The organism is Acinetobacter sp. ANC 4654, from assembly GCF_002135425.1.
Lineage (GTDB): Bacteria > Pseudomonadota > Gammaproteobacteria > Pseudomonadales > Moraxellaceae > Acinetobacter > Acinetobacter kyonggiensis.
Map to the genome: position 1 here is coordinate 67,294 of NZ_NEGL01000010.1, position 16,806 is coordinate 84,099.

13 protein-coding genes and 1 pseudogene are annotated in these 16,806 nt (G+C 40.8%); 5 read left to right on the plus strand and 9 right to left on the minus strand.

All coding sequences use genetic code 11. From position 1 onward, the window contains the following. Positions 1 to 29: 29 nt before the first annotated feature. On the minus strand, positions 30 to 767 hold the full coding sequence (locus B9T24_RS14720) for a sulfite exporter TauE/SafE family protein (RefSeq protein ID WP_086166462.1): 738 nt from the start codon (positions 765 to 767) through the stop codon (positions 30 to 32). Between the two features lie 214 nt (positions 768 to 981). On the opposite strand from B9T24_RS14720, the gene B9T24_RS14725 reads away from it, so the two are divergent. Continuing rightward, positions 982 to 2,364 carry a glutamine synthetase family protein gene (locus B9T24_RS14725; RefSeq protein WP_228145735.1) on the plus strand — a complete coding sequence of 461 codons (1,383 nt, stop codon included), beginning with the start codon at positions 982 to 984 and terminating at the stop codon, positions 2,362 to 2,364. A gap of 21 nt (positions 2,365 to 2,385) precedes the next feature. On the opposite strand, the gene B9T24_RS14730 is transcribed toward B9T24_RS14725, so the two are convergent. The 4 genes from B9T24_RS14730 to ilvD (B9T24_RS14745) form a co-directional block, all read right to left on the minus strand. Continuing rightward, a complete protein-coding gene (locus tag B9T24_RS14730) occupies positions 2,386 to 2,673 on the minus strand; it encodes a chorismate mutase (protein WP_086166464.1) in 288 nt (95 codons plus the stop codon). Beyond that, the gene (locus B9T24_RS14735; RefSeq protein ID WP_086166465.1) at positions 2,654 to 3,964 is read right to left on the minus strand and encodes a hypothetical protein; all 1,311 of its coding nucleotides are present in this window, start codon (positions 3,962 to 3,964) and stop codon (positions 2,654 to 2,656) included. The genes B9T24_RS14730 and B9T24_RS14735 overlap by 20 nt, the downstream gene beginning before the upstream one ends. 70 nt (positions 3,965 to 4,034) lie before the next feature. After that, positions 4,035 to 5,720: a dihydroxy-acid dehydratase gene (ilvD, locus tag B9T24_RS14740; protein ID WP_086166466.1), complete on the minus strand. Its 1,686-nt coding sequence runs from the start codon at positions 5,718 to 5,720 to the stop codon at positions 4,035 to 4,037. Positions 5,721 to 6,086: 366 nt separating this feature from the next. After that, positions 6,087 to 7,916: a dihydroxy-acid dehydratase gene (ilvD, locus tag B9T24_RS14745; protein WP_086166467.1), complete on the minus strand. Its 1,830-nt coding sequence runs from the start codon at positions 7,914 to 7,916 to the stop codon at positions 6,087 to 6,089. 445 nt (positions 7,917 to 8,361) lie between these two features. On the opposite strand from ilvD (B9T24_RS14745), the gene fmt reads away from it, so the two are divergent. After that, entirely contained in the window at positions 8,362 to 9,321 is a 960-nt protein-coding gene (fmt, locus tag B9T24_RS14750; RefSeq protein ID WP_086166468.1) for a methionyl-tRNA formyltransferase, read from the plus strand. After that, positions 9,321 to 10,628, plus strand: a complete 1,308-nt coding sequence (gene rsmB / locus B9T24_RS14755) for a 16S rRNA (cytosine(967)-C(5))-methyltransferase RsmB (RefSeq protein WP_086166469.1) — start codon at positions 9,321 to 9,323, stop codon at positions 10,626 to 10,628. The genes fmt and rsmB overlap by 1 nt, the downstream gene beginning before the upstream one ends. 197 nt (positions 10,629 to 10,825) lie before the next feature. On the opposite strand, the gene zupT is transcribed toward rsmB, so the two are convergent. From zupT to B9T24_RS14770, 3 genes are all read right to left on the minus strand, one after another. Further along, positions 10,826 to 11,635: a zinc transporter ZupT gene (zupT, locus tag B9T24_RS14760; protein ID WP_086166480.1), complete on the minus strand. Its 810-nt coding sequence runs from the start codon at positions 11,633 to 11,635 to the stop codon at positions 10,826 to 10,828. A gap of 93 nt (positions 11,636 to 11,728) precedes the next feature. Continuing rightward, entirely contained in the window at positions 11,729 to 11,872 is a 144-nt protein-coding gene (locus tag B9T24_RS14765; protein WP_086166470.1) for a methionine/alanine import family NSS transporter small subunit, read from the minus strand. Between the two features lie 10 nt (positions 11,873 to 11,882). Next, complete coding sequence (locus tag B9T24_RS14770) at positions 11,883 to 13,361, minus strand: sodium-dependent transporter (protein WP_086166471.1); 1,479 nt, start codon at positions 13,359 to 13,361, stop codon at positions 11,883 to 11,885. 530 nt (positions 13,362 to 13,891) lie between these two features. On the opposite strand from B9T24_RS14770, the gene B9T24_RS14775 reads away from it, so the two are divergent. After that, the gene (locus B9T24_RS14775; protein WP_086166481.1) at positions 13,892 to 14,584 is read left to right on the plus strand and encodes a TIGR04219 family outer membrane beta-barrel protein; all 693 of its coding nucleotides are present in this window, start codon (positions 13,892 to 13,894) and stop codon (positions 14,582 to 14,584) included. A gap of 1,091 nt (positions 14,585 to 15,675) precedes the next feature. Here the strand turns inward: B9T24_RS14775 and B9T24_RS14780 are convergent. Further along, a pseudogene (locus B9T24_RS14780) lies at positions 15,676 to 16,365 on the minus strand (IS5 family transposase). Between the two features lie 92 nt (positions 16,366 to 16,457). On the opposite strand from B9T24_RS14780, the gene B9T24_RS14785 reads away from it, so the two are divergent. Beyond that, the coding region (locus B9T24_RS14785) for a roadblock/LC7 domain-containing protein (RefSeq protein ID WP_086166482.1) at positions 16,458 to 16,806 on the plus strand (349 nt) is incomplete at its 3' end.

Consider the following 16,806-nt stretch of genomic DNA (forward strand, 5'->3'; position numbering starts at 1 on the left):
GACTTGCTCAGCTTATTAAGCAGGCATTTTCAAATCACGCCAAACTGATGCAGCACCATATAGCCACCCAAAATGACCAAGCCCCCAAAGAACACTTTACGGAATTTTTGCTCAGGAATACGATAGCGAAGTTTCGTTCCTAACCACATGCCAACGAGTGCTGGTAATAATGCAATCAAAGCCATTTTATAGTCGAATGGCATAGCTTCGATGGGGTTTTGCTGTAGAAACACAGCCAAGCAAAGAGTTGAAACCGTAAAAGCCAAACCTAAAGATTGCACCAGATCATCACGTTTTAAATGTAAGGATTGCAAAAAAGGCACCACGGGAATCACGATCACACCCGTTGCCACCGTTAACGCCCCCCCTAGATAGCCAATCACAGGAGATAAGCATTTTTCATAAGGTGCCAAATTGGGCATTTTTTTAGCAAATAGACCGTACAGACCATATAGGGTAAGCATCCCTCCCAGCAAGGCTTCACTTTGGAATTCACCATGACCTAAAGTCGGAAACACACTCCAGATCGAACCCACGATAATACCGATCAATAACGACCAGAAACGGCGAACCAATCGTAGAACATGCCCTTCTGCAAACAGTTGCCAGACATTGGTGACCATTGAAGGAACGATCAGTAAAGTGGCAGCTTGAAAAGGACTGATAAACAGCGTGAGTAAGCCCATAGCAACAGCGGGTAAACCTAAACCAATGGTTCCTTTGATCATCCCTGCAAGTGCAAATACCCCAATCACAAACCCAACCATATGCGCTGCACTCTTTAAACTGTGAACGCTATGCTAGGTGAAGCGTGCTAAGAGGAAAATCATTGTTTTTGGAAGGCAGCCTCAATCTTTGCTTGAGGCTGTCCGCCATATTTCTGTATTTTGATGATGAAAAATTTACGCTCTTTTTACGTTACTGTTGAGATCAATATTTCTATACTTTTTTGATCTCAACAGCGATGTTAAAAATATGAATATGCCGCTTTATCATCCAGCTTCAAGTTCAACCAATACGCTTTATTTGGAATCTCAAGATGCTGATCTATTCTTACTAGAAGTGGATCAATATTTAAATAAATACCCTGCGACCGAGCATATTGATATTTGCCTGCATGATTTAAATGGTCATCTGCGTGGTAAAAGAATTGATATCAAAAGCCTGAAAAATCTCTCTAAGGGTTGTTATTTTCCGTTATCAATTTACGCCATGAGTTTAGAAGGTAAAGTGATTGAAGAAAGTGGGCTTGGAAAATATATTGGGGAACCAGATCATCTTTGCTTGCCCATTTTAGGCTCTTTACGTCCTTGCGCCAACCAATCCGAAAAACATGGGCAAATCTATTTAAGCATGAAATCTGACAATGGTGCAGACTGCAAATTTGAACCCAGAAACATCTTAAAAAGAATCCTGTTAAGCTTAAATCAAATGAATTATTTTCCTGTTATGGCAGGAGAAATCGAATTTTATTTATATGCAAAACCAAGCCATCCCGAACACAAAATGGGGCAAACGCAATGTTTTGATGTGGATGCCCCTAGCCGTTATCAAACCGTATTAGAAAACATTGAAATCGAAGCTAAAAAACAAAATATCCAGATCACTGCAATTGTTGCAGAGAGTTCATCGGGTCAATTCGAAATTAATCTTCAACACAGCGCAGATCTCTTAAAACTCTGTGATGATATGATGGCGATTAAACGTATTGTGAAACAGAGTGCCAGCATGCAAGGTTTAAATGCCAGCTTTATGGCAAAACCCAATGTGTTGAGTGCTGGCAGTGGCTTGCACTTTCACATGAGTGTTCTGAATCAATTTCAACAAAACATCTGTGCAATGGATGAGCTTAAAAAGCCCAATCAACGCATGGGGCAAATGATTGCTGGTCTCATTCAATTAATGCCTGCATCCATGGCCATTCTGGCACCGAATATTAATTCTTTCCGCCGCTTTCAATTTGCGCAGCATGTGCCTTTAGAAGCCAATTGGGGCGTGAATAATCGCAATGTTGCTATTCGACTGCCCTGTGCAGATCCAGAAAATTGTCGTTTAGAATATCGGGTTGCGGGTGCCGATGCGAATCCCTATTTATGTATAAGTATGATCTTGATAGGTGTGTTACATGGCTTAACCCACGATACCCTTCAATTACCCAAAGCAAGCCATGAAATGAAATCGCATGATGCAAGAACATTCTTGCCGAATCATCAACTTGAGGCATTAAAACTCTTTGAAAAAAATGCCGTTCTTCAACAATATTTAGGTGCCGATTTTATGCAATTATGGACGGCTTGCAAAAAATATGAGTACCAATTGGTTGCCAATACAATTACTGACTTAGAATTACAATGGGGACTCTAAAACGTGATTTAAATGATCCGTTTAAGGGCGAATTTCTTTCAATTCCCTTTGAATAAAACGTTGGATCATTTCTCGATATAAGTGTTCAACCAAATCTGGATCTGTTCCCAATGCAATGGCTTGGGCACGGACCTTGTTAATCACTTGTTCGACACGCTCGGGGGATTGAACATCCTGCACACTTTTCTTAAAACGGACAGCTTGATCCACATAAAATTGACGCGTGGCAATGATTTCAATCAGTGCCGTATCAAGGACATCAATCTTTTCACGCGCTTGTTCTAAAGACTCACATTTTTCTTTCTTCATCGTTGCTATCATCATTTTCACTTTTATATTGGTCTTCTAAAACATTACTAAAAATACTTTCAATCATCCAGACTCGGTACAAACTATTAAAGACATAGCTTTGACCCTTAATACGCAGTTCAAGTACTGGAAAATCAGGCTGTGATTTCATTTCACAGAGTATGTCATTTTCTTTCAGTTTGGCAGTAATATCTTCAGGGGTTAACTCATTAATGTCCAAATCACGCTTGAGCTGCTCAAAATGGGCTTTGAATGACATGTCCTGCCCTTTGGTCCATACCGCTTGTAAAATACGATACATTGCCTCAACACGTTGCTCTTCCGGCACACTATAAAACAACTGTGCCATCGCACAAGTTGCAGGCTGGGTCGGACGGCAAAATGGGGTAAAGGTTACTTCTGTACGTTTTGAAAGACGCGTCGCCAAACTCCAATCAAATAAGTCACGTCCATGATAAGAAAGCGGATAGACATTCAGTTGAATATTATAATAATTGGCCAACTCTTCTTTAATATAAGCCAACAATAGCCATGAAATCGGATCTTCAAGTGCAATATATAAATCCAATTCAGGATCTAAGGCTTGAATTTCATTCAGTTCCTCAGCATCACTAATCAGATGCTCACGCCAATCAATATGGTTGATTAGGAAAATGGGGTTTCCCGTTAATTGTTTTTGCTGTTTTAAACGGCGTACCAATCGCAGTAAATCATCGACTGCATGATATTTACGATCACTCAACTCAAAATAACTGGCCAGTACAGCATCATCGTTAAAAATACGTTCTGGAAAATCTTGCACTGGATGATGTCGACTGGCCATCGCATATAAAGTACGTAATTTGCCATACTGCTTTTGCCACAGCATATGAAAGACATCTTCGAGTAAATACAGGAAATCTTGTCCACGGAGTGGCGTGTTGCGAAGGATGGTTTCTGCTTGTTGGATGGCTTCAGCGGGCGGTTGTTCGGGGGTCTCATGAAAACTAAAACGGTGCTGTTTAGACAAAATTTGTGCATCGTTTAAGCAGTAGTTTTGCCACTCCACCTGTGACATATCATTGGGAGGTTCTGCCTTTTGGCTAGAAATGATCACTTTTAAAGGTTTGAGTTCATCACTCAAAATTTCCTCAAGCTCAGGTAACTGCTGTACAGCCAAATAGCTATACACATCATCTAAACGTAAGTGAATAGTTAAACCATGTTCCGTAGATAATACCACTTGACGCATCGGTTTTTGGTAAAACCAGCGCGATCGAAGTGGATCAAACCAACGGCGTAACAGTGACATGAGATCAACCTCGAAAAAAAACCCTTGTAGTGCTACAAGGGTTTATAACAATTTGTTAGGGAATGATCAATTATACATCTAAATTTAGATCCGTAACTGCCCCTTTTTCCGCCCCTGTGGTCAACTTAGCAAACTTGGCTAAAGCACCATAGGTATAATTAGGTTTTGGTTTCACCCAAACGGCTTTACGCGCTGCCATTTCTGCATCAGAAATATGCAAGGTCATTTCACGGGTTTCAGCATTAATTGAAATTTTGTCACCATTTTTGACCAAGCCAATCGGCCCACCTTCATAGGCTTCAGGGGTGACATGACCAATCACAAAACCGTGACTGCCGCCAGAGAAACGACCATCGGTCAGCAATGCCACAGATTTGCCTAATCCTTTACCAATAATCGCCGAAGTCGGTTTCAGCATTTCAGGCATTCCCGGCCCACCTTTAGGGCCTTCACCGCGAATCACCACCACTTCGCCTTCTTGTACTTCACCCTCTAAAATGCCACGCATGGCACCAATTTCACCTTCAAATACCCGTGCTGGGCCTTCAAAATATAAACCTTCTTTACCGGTAATTTTGGCAACCGCACCCGTTGGCGATAAATTACCTTTTAAGATCACCAAATGTGAATCTTTTTTGATGGGAGCATCAAACGGTAAAATAATTTTCTGACCTTCAGGATAATCTTCAACATCGGCTAAGTTTTCCGCCAAGGTTTTGCCCGTCACGGTTAAACATGAGCCATCAAGCATGCCTGCATTGAGCATACGTTTCATTAACGGTTGAATCCCGCCGATGGCGATCAATTCAGACATCAAGTATTTTCCAGAAGGACGAACATCCGCCACGACGGGAATATCTTTGCCAATGCGCACAAAATCATCCAGTGACAATTCAACGCCCGCAGTATGCGCCATCGCAAGCATATGCAGCACACCATTGGTCGAACCACCCAGTGCAATCAAGACTTTAATCGAATTTTCAAAAGCGGCCTTGGTCATAATATCGCGCGGTTTAATATCCAAACGCAACAAATTCATCACAGCTTCACCCGCACGGTTACAGTCCAACATCTTCTCGTCTGAAACGGCTTCTTGTGCAGATGAACCCGGTAAACTCATGCCCAATGCTTCAATGGCAGAGGCCATGGAATTCGCGGTATACATGCCGCCACACGAGCCCGGCCCCGGCAATGCAACCTCTTCAATTTGCTTGACTTGAATGGCGCTGATTTCACCTTTGGCATGTTGTCCCACTGCTTCAAACACAGAAATCATGTCGGTATGACCTGCGCCCGGTTTAATGGTTCCGCCATAAATAAACAGACCCGGACGGTTTAAACGTGCCAAGCCCATAATGCAGCCCGGCATGTTTTTGTCACAACCACCAATGGCAATCACCCCATCATAGGCCTGACAGCCCACTACAGCTTCAATCGAATCGGCAATAATTTCACGAGAAACCAACGAGTATTTCATGCCTTCGGTGCCATTAGAAATCCCGTCAGAAATGGTAATGGTATTAAAGATAATACCCTTCCCACCTGCTGCATTCACGCCCTTTTCAGTTTCACGTGCCAAACCATCAATGTGCATATTACAAGGGGTCACATTGGCCCAAGTCGAGGCAATGCCAATAAATGCACGCTCAAAATCTGCATCTTTAAAACCGGTAGCACGCATCATGGAACGTGCTGGGGCATTTTCTATGCCTTCATAAACAAGGGCTGAATGTTCGCGGATATTGTCTTTACTCATGAAGCGCTCCGTGGCTTAGACTCATTCTGATTTAAATGAAGTCATGGCGAATTATTATTCTTTTGATTGTATAGAAAGCAGCTGGTATGTAAACGTCTAACGCAGCTTAAGCAAATTTATCTTTTAAAGCTGTTGCACTGAAATTTAATCACATGACCCCGCGACATGGATGTCGCTGTTGCCCTATGCAGCAAGGATGCTGCATAGGGCAACAAAGGGTTTTGTTACTTTTGCGCTGTCAAAAGTAAGGAATTATCTACGCCACGGTCAAACCATCTTGAGAATAAACTGAGATCGTGACATTTTCTAGCAACATTAAAAAAGCACCCCAAATTGGAGTGCTTTTTTAATCGGTAAAACTACACATTAGATTTCACGTACCGCACCTTTCGAAGCACTGGTGGTGTGCTTGGCATAGGCTTTCAATGCTTTAGACACTTTACGTGGACGCTGTTCAGCAGGCTGCCAACCTTTGGCATCTTGTACTTCACGGCGCGCTGCCATGGTTGCTTCATCCACAGCAAGGTGAATGGTACGGTTTGGAATATCAATTTCAATACGGTCGCCATCTTCCACCAAACCAATTGCACCACCTTCAGCCGCTTCAGGCGAAACGTGACCAATAGAAAGACCTGATGAACCGCCAGAGAAACGACCGTCTGTTAACAAAGCACAATCTTTACCCAAACCTTTCGATTTTAAGTAGCTGGTTGGATAGAGCATTTCTTGCATACCTGGTCCACCACGTGGGCCTTCATAACGAATGACAACCACATCGCCTGCAACAATGTTGCCCGCTAAAATTGATTCTACCGCAGCATCTTGACTTTCAAACACACGTGCTGTGCCATTGAATTTAAGAATGGAATCATCAACACCTGCTGTTTTGACAATACAACCATCTAGTGCGATGTTACCGTAAAGCACAGCCAAGCCACCATCTTGCGAGAAAGCATGTTCAGCATTACGAATCACACCTGTTTCACGGTTACCGTCTAAAGTTTGATAGTAACGGTTTTGTGAAAATGCGGTTTGCGTCGGTACACCACCCGGTGCTGAACGGAAAAACTCATACACGTCTGCATCTTCAGTACGGATGATGTCCCATTTGTCCAAGGCATCTTTTAAGGTTTTTTCATGTACCGTTGGCACAGAAGTATCCAATAACCCTGCACGATCTAACTCACCCAAAATCGACATGATCCCGCCGGCACGATGCACATCTTCCATATGCACGTCTTGTTTTGCAGGCGCAACTTTACACAGCACCGGAACTTTACGCGAAAGACGGTCGATGTCGGTCATGGTAAAATCGACTTCAGCTTCATGTGCCGCTGCCAATAAATGTAAAACGGTATTGGTTGAACCACCCATCGAAACATCCAGCGTCATGGCATTTTCAAACGCTGCTTTGGTGGCAATTGAACGCGGTAAAATGCTGTAGTCGTCTTGTTCATAATGACGTTTTGCCAGTTCGACAATCAACTGACCTGCGCGTTCGAATAATTTTTTACGGTTGGCATGGGTTGCTAAAGTTGAACCATTACCCGGTAAAGATAAACCTAAAGCTTCAGTCAAGCAGTTCATTGAATTTGCAGTAAACATGCCTGAACATGAACCACAGGTTGGACATGCAGAGCGCTCATACTCAGCCACTTCTTCATCAGTAAAGCTGTCGTCTGCTGCCACAATCATGGCATCAACCAAATCGATAGCTTTTTCATTGCCACGGATTTTCACTTTACCCGCTTCCATTGGCCCGCCAGAGACAAAGACCACTGGAATATTAAGACGCATTGCTGTCATCAACATGCCCGGGGTGATTTTGTCACAGTTGGAAATACAAACCATCGCATCGGCACAATGGGCATTGACCATGTATTCAACCGAGTCCGCAATCAAATCACGTGATGGCAATGAATACAGCATGCCGTCATGTCCCATGGCAATACCATCATCCACCGCAATGGTGTTGAACTCTTTGGCTACACCGCCTGAAGCTTCAATTTGTCTTGCGACCAGTTGACCTAAATCTTTCAGATGCACATGACCCGGAACAAATTGGGTAAAGGAGTTGACCACCGCAATAATCGGTTTGCCAAAATCTTCATCTTTCATGCCTGTCGCGCGCCAAAGGCCACGTGCGCCAGCCATATTTCTTCCGTGTGTCGATGTTTTTGAACGATAGTCAGGCATTGTGTATTTCCAACAAAGTTTGTGCTTGAAATGAATTCTAGGATTCACTCTGGCTGAATGGTACTGATATATAATGCTAAATCAGTCGAAATATAGCGCTGTCTTTATAGCTTGCTGTAAAGCAATGTCCGATAGACATGATCTTTGATGAGAGAAATCTAAAGTTATTTCGACGATTCATATAAAAAAATAGCTACTGAGCGTTAATATAACGCTATACAATTAAATTAAATACAAAACTTTCATGAATAATATTTAAATTTTATATAAATTAAATTTATTAATAACCATTAAATCCAGAAAAAAATTACAGCGTTCCATACTGATTCATTTCAGGTTTTTAAAGTTCCAGAACGGGTTTTACAGCTATTTTTGATTCTGATCAAGATATGCATTTTCAGTTTGCTATAATAAGAAAACATCTTACGAATTGAGCCAAATAAAGTTGAAAATCATCTTTGCGGGTACTCCTGAATTTGCAGCAGTCGCTTTAGACGCACTCCTCAAAACAGAACATGAAATTGTCGCTGTTTATACCCAACCTGACCGCAAAGCAGGTCGTGGGCAAAAATTGACGGCTTCAGCTGTCAAACAATTGGCTTTAGCACACAACATTCCAGTTTATCAGCCCCTGCATTTCAAATCTTCCACCGAAGAAGGCTTAGCTGCGCAAGCTGAACTTGCAGCCTTAGCTGCCGATATTATGGTGGTGGCAGCATATGGCTTAATCTTGCCACAGGTGGTTTTAGACACCCCAAAATATGGCTGTCTCAATATTCATGGTTCACTGCTTCCACGCTGGCGTGGTGCAGCACCAATTCAGCGTGCCATTGCAACGGGTGATCGCGAAACAGGTGTGACCATTATGAAAATGGCTGCTGGACTTGACACAGGCGATATGATGTATAAAACCCTGTGTCCGATTGAAGCCAGCGATACTTCTGCGAGCCTACATGACAAGTTAGCCATTCAAGGGGCGACGGCAATTGTGGCAGTGTTAGCGTCAGAACAAACACTTCAACATTATTTAGCAACCCGCGAAGTGCAAGACGAAGCACTCACCGTCTATGCCCATAAATTATCCAAAGCTGAAGCGCAAATTGATTGGTCAATTGATGCGGTACAAGTGGATCGTAATATTCGTGCTTTTAATCCTTGGCCTGTCGCATTTATTGTATTGGATGAGCAAAACAACTTAAGAGTCTGGAATTCGGCCTTATCGCATGAAACTGCGGAAAATTCCCAAGTCGGTGAAATCATTGCTATTGATAAACACGGTGTACATGTTGCCTGTGCAAATCATACAGTCATCATGCTAACTGCTTTACAATGGCCCGGTGGCAAACCGCTGAATGCTGTACAAATTTTACAAACCCAAAAACTGAATATTGGACAAATTTTATAATGAGACAATCTCCCCACGCCTCTGGTAAGACTTTAAACTTACGTGCTCAGGTTGTTAAAACGTTATTGGCTGTCCAAAATGGTCAATCACTCGCTTCGGTTCTTAATCAACATATCAATATTGTTTCTGGCAAAGACCGTGCGCTGTACCATGAATTGGTTTTAGGTTGCTTACGCCAATGGCATTCATTGAAACAATTGACCTTACCATTACTGGCCAAACCTTTAGAAAACCAAGTGGTAGAAACTTGTCTTTATCTTGGTTTATACCAATTGCTGTGCACCCGCGTTGCAGCCCATGCTGCCATTTCAGAAACGGTGGAAGCAACAAAACAATTGGGAATGGAAAGCTTAAGTGGCGTAGTGAATGCCATTTTACGCCGCGCAACACGTGAAACCGAACAGTTTTATGATGTGCTCGAACAAGCCCATGGTTTGCCAAGTTGGTTATTTAAACGCTTGAAGAAGGATTGGGGCGATGACTTCGAAGCTTTAAGCTATGAACTAAAGCAAGTTGCACCATTAACCTTACGCGTCAACACCTTGCAAGTTAGCCGTGACGAATATCTTGAAATTTTAGAAGATGAAGGCATTGAAGCCCATGCCTGTGAACTCTCCAATGTCGGTATAGTGTTGGATGAAGGTATTCATGTTCCGAGCCTTCCTGGTTTTGAAGCGGGTGGTTTTTCAGTACAAGATGAACATGCACAGCTCTGTGCACAATTGTTGCCCGATCTAAATGGCAAATTCGTGATTGATGCCTGTGCAGCACCAGGTGGTAAAACAGCGCATATTTTAGAAAAGTATCAGCCAAAAAAACTGATCGCGCTCGACCAAGATGAAAAACGCTTAAAACGTGTGTCTGAAAACTTAGAGCGTTTGGCTTTAAGCGAAAAGCATGTTGAAATTATCACTGCCGATGCTGTGCAATGGACATCGCCTGAACTTGCGGATTGTATCGTACTGGATGCCCCATGTTCAGCCATTGGTGTGATCCGTCGCCATCCCGATATTCGTTTACTACGTCAGTCTGGTGACATTGCCAAAACGGTACAGCTCCAAAAGCAAATTCTTGAAAATATGTGGCAACAACTCAAAGTTGGCGGCACATTGCTGTACATCACCTGCTCAATTTTAAAAGTCGAAAATGAACAGCAAATGGTCGACTTCTTTGCTCAGCATACCGATGCGAAAGAAATTAAAATTGATGCCAATTGGGGCATTGAACAGATTCATGGTCGCCAATTGTTACCACAAACAGGGCATGGCGATGGCTTCTTCTATTGCCGTATCCAAAAAACTGCATAAGCCTTAAAGATACTGTGCCATTCTGAAATAGAGTAAGCGTATATCCATTAAAACCGAGTTAAGCCATTAACTCGGTTTTTTCTTTTTTATAGATTTTGGCTAATCTTCATTAAGGTTGACACTAAAGTTTCAATTCAGCATCTCAAAATTAGAAATACCCGATGGATAATTGAAAAAGAATTGATCTGAGCAAGGGATTAACTGACAAATTTAAACAGTACCAAACTGATGGCCAAAGATGCCATGCCAATCACCAGACCGTAAACGGTTTCATGACCCTTAGCATAACGTTTTGCTGTGGGCAATAATTCATCCAATGCTAAGAACACCATCACCCCACCAATCACACCAAATACCGCACCATAAACACTAAAACTCATAAAAGGTGCCAAAATAAAGTAGCCCAGTGCTGCACCAAAAGGTTCAGCTAAAGCAGAAACAAAACTCGCAGCTAAGGCTAAATCTTTACGCCCTGTGGCCATATAGACAGGTAAGGCAATCGCAACACCTTCAGGAATATTATGAATAGCAATCGCAACGGCTAAGGGGGCACCCAAGGTTGGACTTTCTAAAGTGGCAAAAAATGTGGCCAAACCTTCAGGTAAGTTATGTGCAGTAATGGCAAATAAGGTCAGTAAGGCAGTGCGCATTAATTGTTGTTGTTCTAAAGCTACAGTATTGTTTTGTTCAATGGTTTGGTGTGGATTTGGAATAAAACGATCCAATAACAAAACTAAAATCACCCCCAATAAAAAGGCGAAAGTACCAAAAGCAAAACCCCATTTAGGCTCAAAAGCTTGGCTAAAAGAAGCAATCGATTTATTTAAAATTTCAGTCAGTGAAACATAGACCATTGCCCCCGCAGAAAAGGCCAAACCGAAAGATAAAAAACGATAGCTCGGTTGCTTAAAAAATAAAACCAATGCACCACCCAGCACGGTGGCCAATCCAGCAAAAAAAGTCACAGCAAATGCGATCAAAACTTGATGAGGCAAAATGGTGTGCATCGCCATGCTCCATTTAGAAACAAGAAAGCCACCATCATAAATGATAATGACTTTCATTTACATATTTTATCAGTATGGACTGAATTATTTCACTTAAAGCGTATGCTGGTCTTTGACATCTTCAAGGACATCATCAAGTTCCTCAGGATTTTTCATCAAGTGAAGAATGGACAAAACCAAACCACCCCACAAAAACACCATCGAAATAATCATCATTATGATTGCTGAAGTATTCATCTTTTCGCTCCTAGCGGTCTTTGACGCGAGCTAAAATAAGGGCAATCACTGCACAGAAAATCACACAGCCCCATCCAAATAACCACTGTAGACTTAAACTATAATCTCCATAGCCTTTTAACAGCAAGTTATAAATGGTCATTCCTAAAGTAACCAACAAAATCAAAGAGGTAATCACAGTTAGAGTGAAGTCCCAACCTTTGCCTAATTGTATCGTTGAAATTGCATTGACATGATTTCTGATCTCAAGCAGTGCTGAACGCTTGAACCAAGCCACACAAATAATCGACAGTAATGCACCACCAATAATGCCAATGTTATTGATGAAATGGTCAATAATATCAACCAATTTAATCGAATTGACACTTGAGAATAGTACGATTGAAACCAACGCACTGCCACCACCGATAATCGAAACGGCTTTTTTACGACTCCATTTTAACTTATCCATCATGGCTGAAATTGGAACTTCCAAAATACTCACCATCGATGAAATACCCGCAACAAATAATGAGGTAAAGAATAAGATTCCGAATAAATCTGCACCTGCACCTAAGCTAGAAATGATTTTAGGGAAGGCAATAAAGGCCAGCCCAATACCACCACTGACCACATCTTGCACATTGCTATTTGCAGCATGCGCCATAAAACCAAGCGCCGCAAAAATACCAATACCAGCTAAAATTTCAGTTGAAGCATTGGCAAAACCAACAATTAAACCTGAACCCGTTAAATTGGTCTTTGGCTTTAAATAAGACGCATAGGTCACCATGATCCCGAAGCCCACTGAAAGTGAGAAGAAGGTATGACCATAGGCTGCCAACCAAACTTTATAGTCCATCATTGCAGACCAATTTGGAGTAAAGAAAGCATTTAAACCTTGCGCTGCACCTGGTAATCGAAGTGCTTGAATCACCAAAAGTACGAATAAAATAAATAACAACGGCATGCAAATCTTGTTTGACAGTTCAACGCCTTTTTTCACACCACCATATAAAATGATTAAAGTTAATGCCCAAATACCAGCCAAGGGCCAGAAAATATGGCTGACAAAACGTGGGTCAAAACCTGTGGCTTCTGAAGTCTGTAAATACGTTTTAAAGAAAAATGCTTCTGGATCACTGCCCCACATTTGACCTATTGAGAAGTAGATATAACTACCTGCCCAAGTCAAAACGCTGGCGTAGTACAAACCAATAATGATACACACACAAACTTGCCACCATCCTAGCGTTTCGCCACCTTTAAAAATGGCACGATATGCTTTCGGAGGGGAGCGATTGCTTTTATGTCCAACTGCATAGTCTAGAAATAAAAGTGGTAAACCTGCAGTAATTAAAGCAATCAGATAAGGAATTAAAAATGCCCCACCGCCATTTTCATAAGCGACATATGGAAAGCGCCAAATATTACCTAAACCAACTGCCGATCCGATCGCTGCAATAATAAAGCCCGATCGTGACGTCCAGTTTTCACGAGTATCTGTCATAGAACACCTAAACTTAGGCACCTTTTAATGCTGCTTGTTATCTGGTTATCTCGCAAGCAAAAAAAGTACCATTCAAAAATAATTTGTGTGTTTGACGTTAGAGGTCACCTTTTGAGCGTCTTGTTCTAAAATACAAACAGGCAAGCATTACAAAATCTTGCTTAAAGTCTTTTGCTGATTTTTGCCTTTCAATGTTTGAACAATACCCATTTTTTTTGCTTTTTTCTGTAGTTTTTACCGAAATTATTTAATTTAATAATCTATATATTATGAATTGATCAAAAAAGCGCTTTTTTCACCTGTCACGACTGAAATATTGCATTTTTCACAACCAAAATCTAAATTTTTACAGCAGAGCATGCGACATAAACAAACGGCATGTCATGAATCTCACGCAAGCCATTTAAAAAATAACAACAATGCAATTTGCTTTCATTCCCTATATGATTCGATCTATTCAGCATTCACTGATGCTATTTAAATCACAATATTATTTTGCAAAAATAATCGACCTCATTTTCAGGATTTCCATGCAAGCACTCAAATTATCTTGTTTTGTACTCGGACTCAGTACATTTAATGCAGCACAAGCTGATGTAATTGCAGTCAAAGGCGGTATTGATTATTGGCACTATAATGCTGATTTACAGCAACCAACCTCTGTAGCAGCACAAGCAGAGCTTGAAAATGATCACAATATGTCATTTTCCATTGCAGTAGAACATCCAGTGCCCTTTTTACCCAATATCAAAATTAAACATGCCGATCTACAAGCTGAAAGTGATCAAAGCTTTGCAGGGCTAAAAGGCCATCAGGTCGATCTCGATTATTCAGATTTCATTCTATATTATGAAATACTAGACAATATTATATCGGCTGATATTGGCTTTGGTGCTAAACGTCTAGAGGGTAATATCCGTCAAAATTATACTCAGACTCAGGATATCAGCGGCACTATACCAATGATCTATGCGCAAGCTGGTGCAAAACTACCATTTACAGGATTCAGTGCTGGAGCTGAAGTCAGTTTCTCTTCATTAGATCATGATAAAATTACCGATGCGCAGGCTGAACTCAAATATAACTTTATAGACACTCTACTTGTAGATGTCGGTGCTAAAGTAGGTTATCGCATTTTAGATATTCAGCTTGAAGAAGGTTCTAACCAAGAAGCCAAATTAAAATTTAAAGGTCCTTATTTGGGCATAGACCTACATTTCTAGCCTTATTGTAAGCCTAAGCTTACATAAAATATAGAAAATGACTGCTGTTCAAGCACCGTGATTTTCACTATATTTAACTTATACAGAAACAGGATGTTTCTAAAAAACAAAAATGATAAAAGCACAAAACAGCAGAATACTGAGGTAGAACAAAAGTGATACCTTTAAAACGAATACGAAAAAGCCTCGACAGGATATCGGGGCTTTTTTCATACCCGTTATAAATATCATAGGAAAATAAAAACAGTTTCATCAATGAACAAACAGCGAATAGCCATTAAAATTTTAGACATGATCAAACATTTTTTAATGAGTTCTTTTATAAGCTAATCGAGAATGCTAAGCATCGGAACTAGGTCTACATTTAAAATTATAAAATATTTCAATATTTTAGCCTTAGCTTCCAAGCTTAATGCATAAATTTTCGTTTTAAGTCTCTCTCATTTTAACAACTGAAAAAGCCCTCAACATTATCATGGTATGAGCAGCATACGATGCGCATACTGCTTACGACATTATGATGTTCAAAAAAGTCTATATTCATAACGGGTGTACTGACTGCCTTGGTCAGAATCAATCAAGATTCTGTGCTTTAGATTTTTTCACCAGATAAAAGCATCAATCAGGCATCTAATCCAAACTCACTACAATACCAAAATATGGTCATTACCTTCATGAATACGCATGTAAGTGATGCAATGCCAATTGCCCACAGTGATTAAGATTAAGCTAAATAAATGATCAATCTGGAGTATTTACAGCAACGATGGAGACCAGCATAAGTTTCTAGGCTTAGATAACCACATCAGGCACACGATAACCATTCTCAAGGACTTGCTTGTCTACTTTGATTTTGAGTGCTTCAGACTATCGTTTACTGCTCATAAGCATCTCGTTAATGAGCCATTTTATCTATAATCAAACTATTAAAAACATAAGGTACTGTTTTTATCAGTTATTCAGAATACTTTAGAAAGAAAATATGAGCTAAGCTTGAGCAAGGTTATTCCATCTGAGCGGTCATTTCACAATTTAAAATGGCTTTGTTGCACAAAGATTTAAAAGTTAAAACTTTCCCAGACAACCCAAATTCAAGGTACAACTTGGGTATGAGGTCTACCTAATTCTGTAAATTTATTCAGGACAGCTATACGGATGTGCACCTCTTTCACCTGACTTTGAAAGTTCCTTGCACTTAGTTTATCACCCAATAATTTAATGCAATGCATCTTGGTTTCAACCAAAGTTCAGCGATGATAACCTGACCACTTTTTCCAAATCGTTCTATTGAACTTATCCTCGAATCTTTCCACAGTTTTGCATTCTTTCGTAGCGCGGATCACTGCATTTACTTTCCGATCTGCAATCACTTGTCTGCAGTGCTTAGTATCAAGCTCCATCTGTATAAACTGAATCAATTCGTTCAGTCTGTGGAATTTGATCAAGCAAATCGCAAGTACCTGTGAATCACTGATATTGTTTGCAGTCAACTGAACAGCTCGTATTTGCAGAGTTTCAGCGTCTATACCAATGTGGAGTTTACGCCATTGGCGACGATACTCAGCTTGATGTTTCCTACGCTTCCATTCACCCTCACCTAAGAATTTTAATCCTGTACGATCAATAAGCAGATGCAATCCACCATGACTCTTTTGATAGCTTATTGAAATATCAATATGCTTTTGTCTTCTGTGCAGTGTCGAATAATCTGGTGCAAGCCAATCAAGACCTGCTAGCTTAGAGAAATTTCTAATTCTTGAACTTCCAGTACCCAGCGTCATTGTGATAGATAATGCCACTTTCCATCAAAGATCAGATACACAAGAGTTACTAGCAAGTTATGGTCATCAAATTTTGGACTGGACTGCCACCAATGTTCTACACCAAACTCACTAATTTACACTCCCCCCAACAGGTTACAGATATTTTAACCAATATCTCTAGCGTTGAATATCTCATGATTTGTTCAACAGATGGTTTTGAGCTTGCGACCATTCATAAAAAAGACAATTATAATAATGGCAAATTAGCTGCCGTCAGCAGCTCAATTCTTGCGATGGTTTCCGCTTTTATGCAGGAAATCCACTTAAATGGTTGCCAATCGATCACTCTAGATGCAGAAAATGGCAAGGCTATCTTAACCTCTGTTCCTTCTGCGACTCATCCGATGATTATTATTGCTTTAGCAGAGAAAGATATTCTTTTAGGGCAATTATTATACA

Coding starts and splice junctions, on each gene's coding strand:
- rsmB (WP_086166469.1), top strand. CDS start 9,321: ATGAGACAATCTCCCCACGCCTCTGGTAAGACTTTAAACTTACGTGCT.
- ilvD (WP_086166467.1), bottom strand. CDS start 7,916: ATGCCTGACTATCGTTCAAAAACATCGACACACGGAAGAAATATGGCT.
- ilvD (WP_086166466.1), bottom strand. CDS start 5,720: ATGAGTAAAGACAATATCCGCGAACATTCAGCCCTTGTTTATGAAGGC.
- zupT (WP_086166480.1), bottom strand. CDS start 11,635: ATGCACACCATTTTGCCTCATCAAGTTTTGATCGCATTTGCTGTGACT.
- B9T24_RS14720 (WP_086166462.1), bottom strand. CDS start 767: ATGGTTGGGTTTGTGATTGGGGTATTTGCACTTGCAGGGATGATCAAA.
- B9T24_RS14770 (WP_086166471.1), bottom strand. CDS start 13,361: ATGACAGATACTCGTGAAAACTGGACGTCACGATCGGGCTTTATTATT.
- B9T24_RS14735 (WP_086166465.1), bottom strand. CDS start 3,964: ATGTCACTGTTACGCCGTTGGTTTGATCCACTTCGATCGCGCTGGTTT.
- B9T24_RS14725 (WP_228145735.1), top strand. CDS start 982: ATGCCGCTTTATCATCCAGCTTCAAGTTCAACCAATACGCTTTATTTG.
- B9T24_RS14765 (WP_086166470.1), bottom strand. CDS start 11,872: ATGAATACTTCAGCAATCATAATGATGATTATTTCGATGGTGTTTTTG.
- B9T24_RS14730 (WP_086166464.1), bottom strand. CDS start 2,673: ATGAAGAAAGAAAAATGTGAGTCTTTAGAACAAGCGCGTGAAAAGATT.
- B9T24_RS14775 (WP_086166481.1), top strand. CDS start 13,892: ATGCAAGCACTCAAATTATCTTGTTTTGTACTCGGACTCAGTACATTT.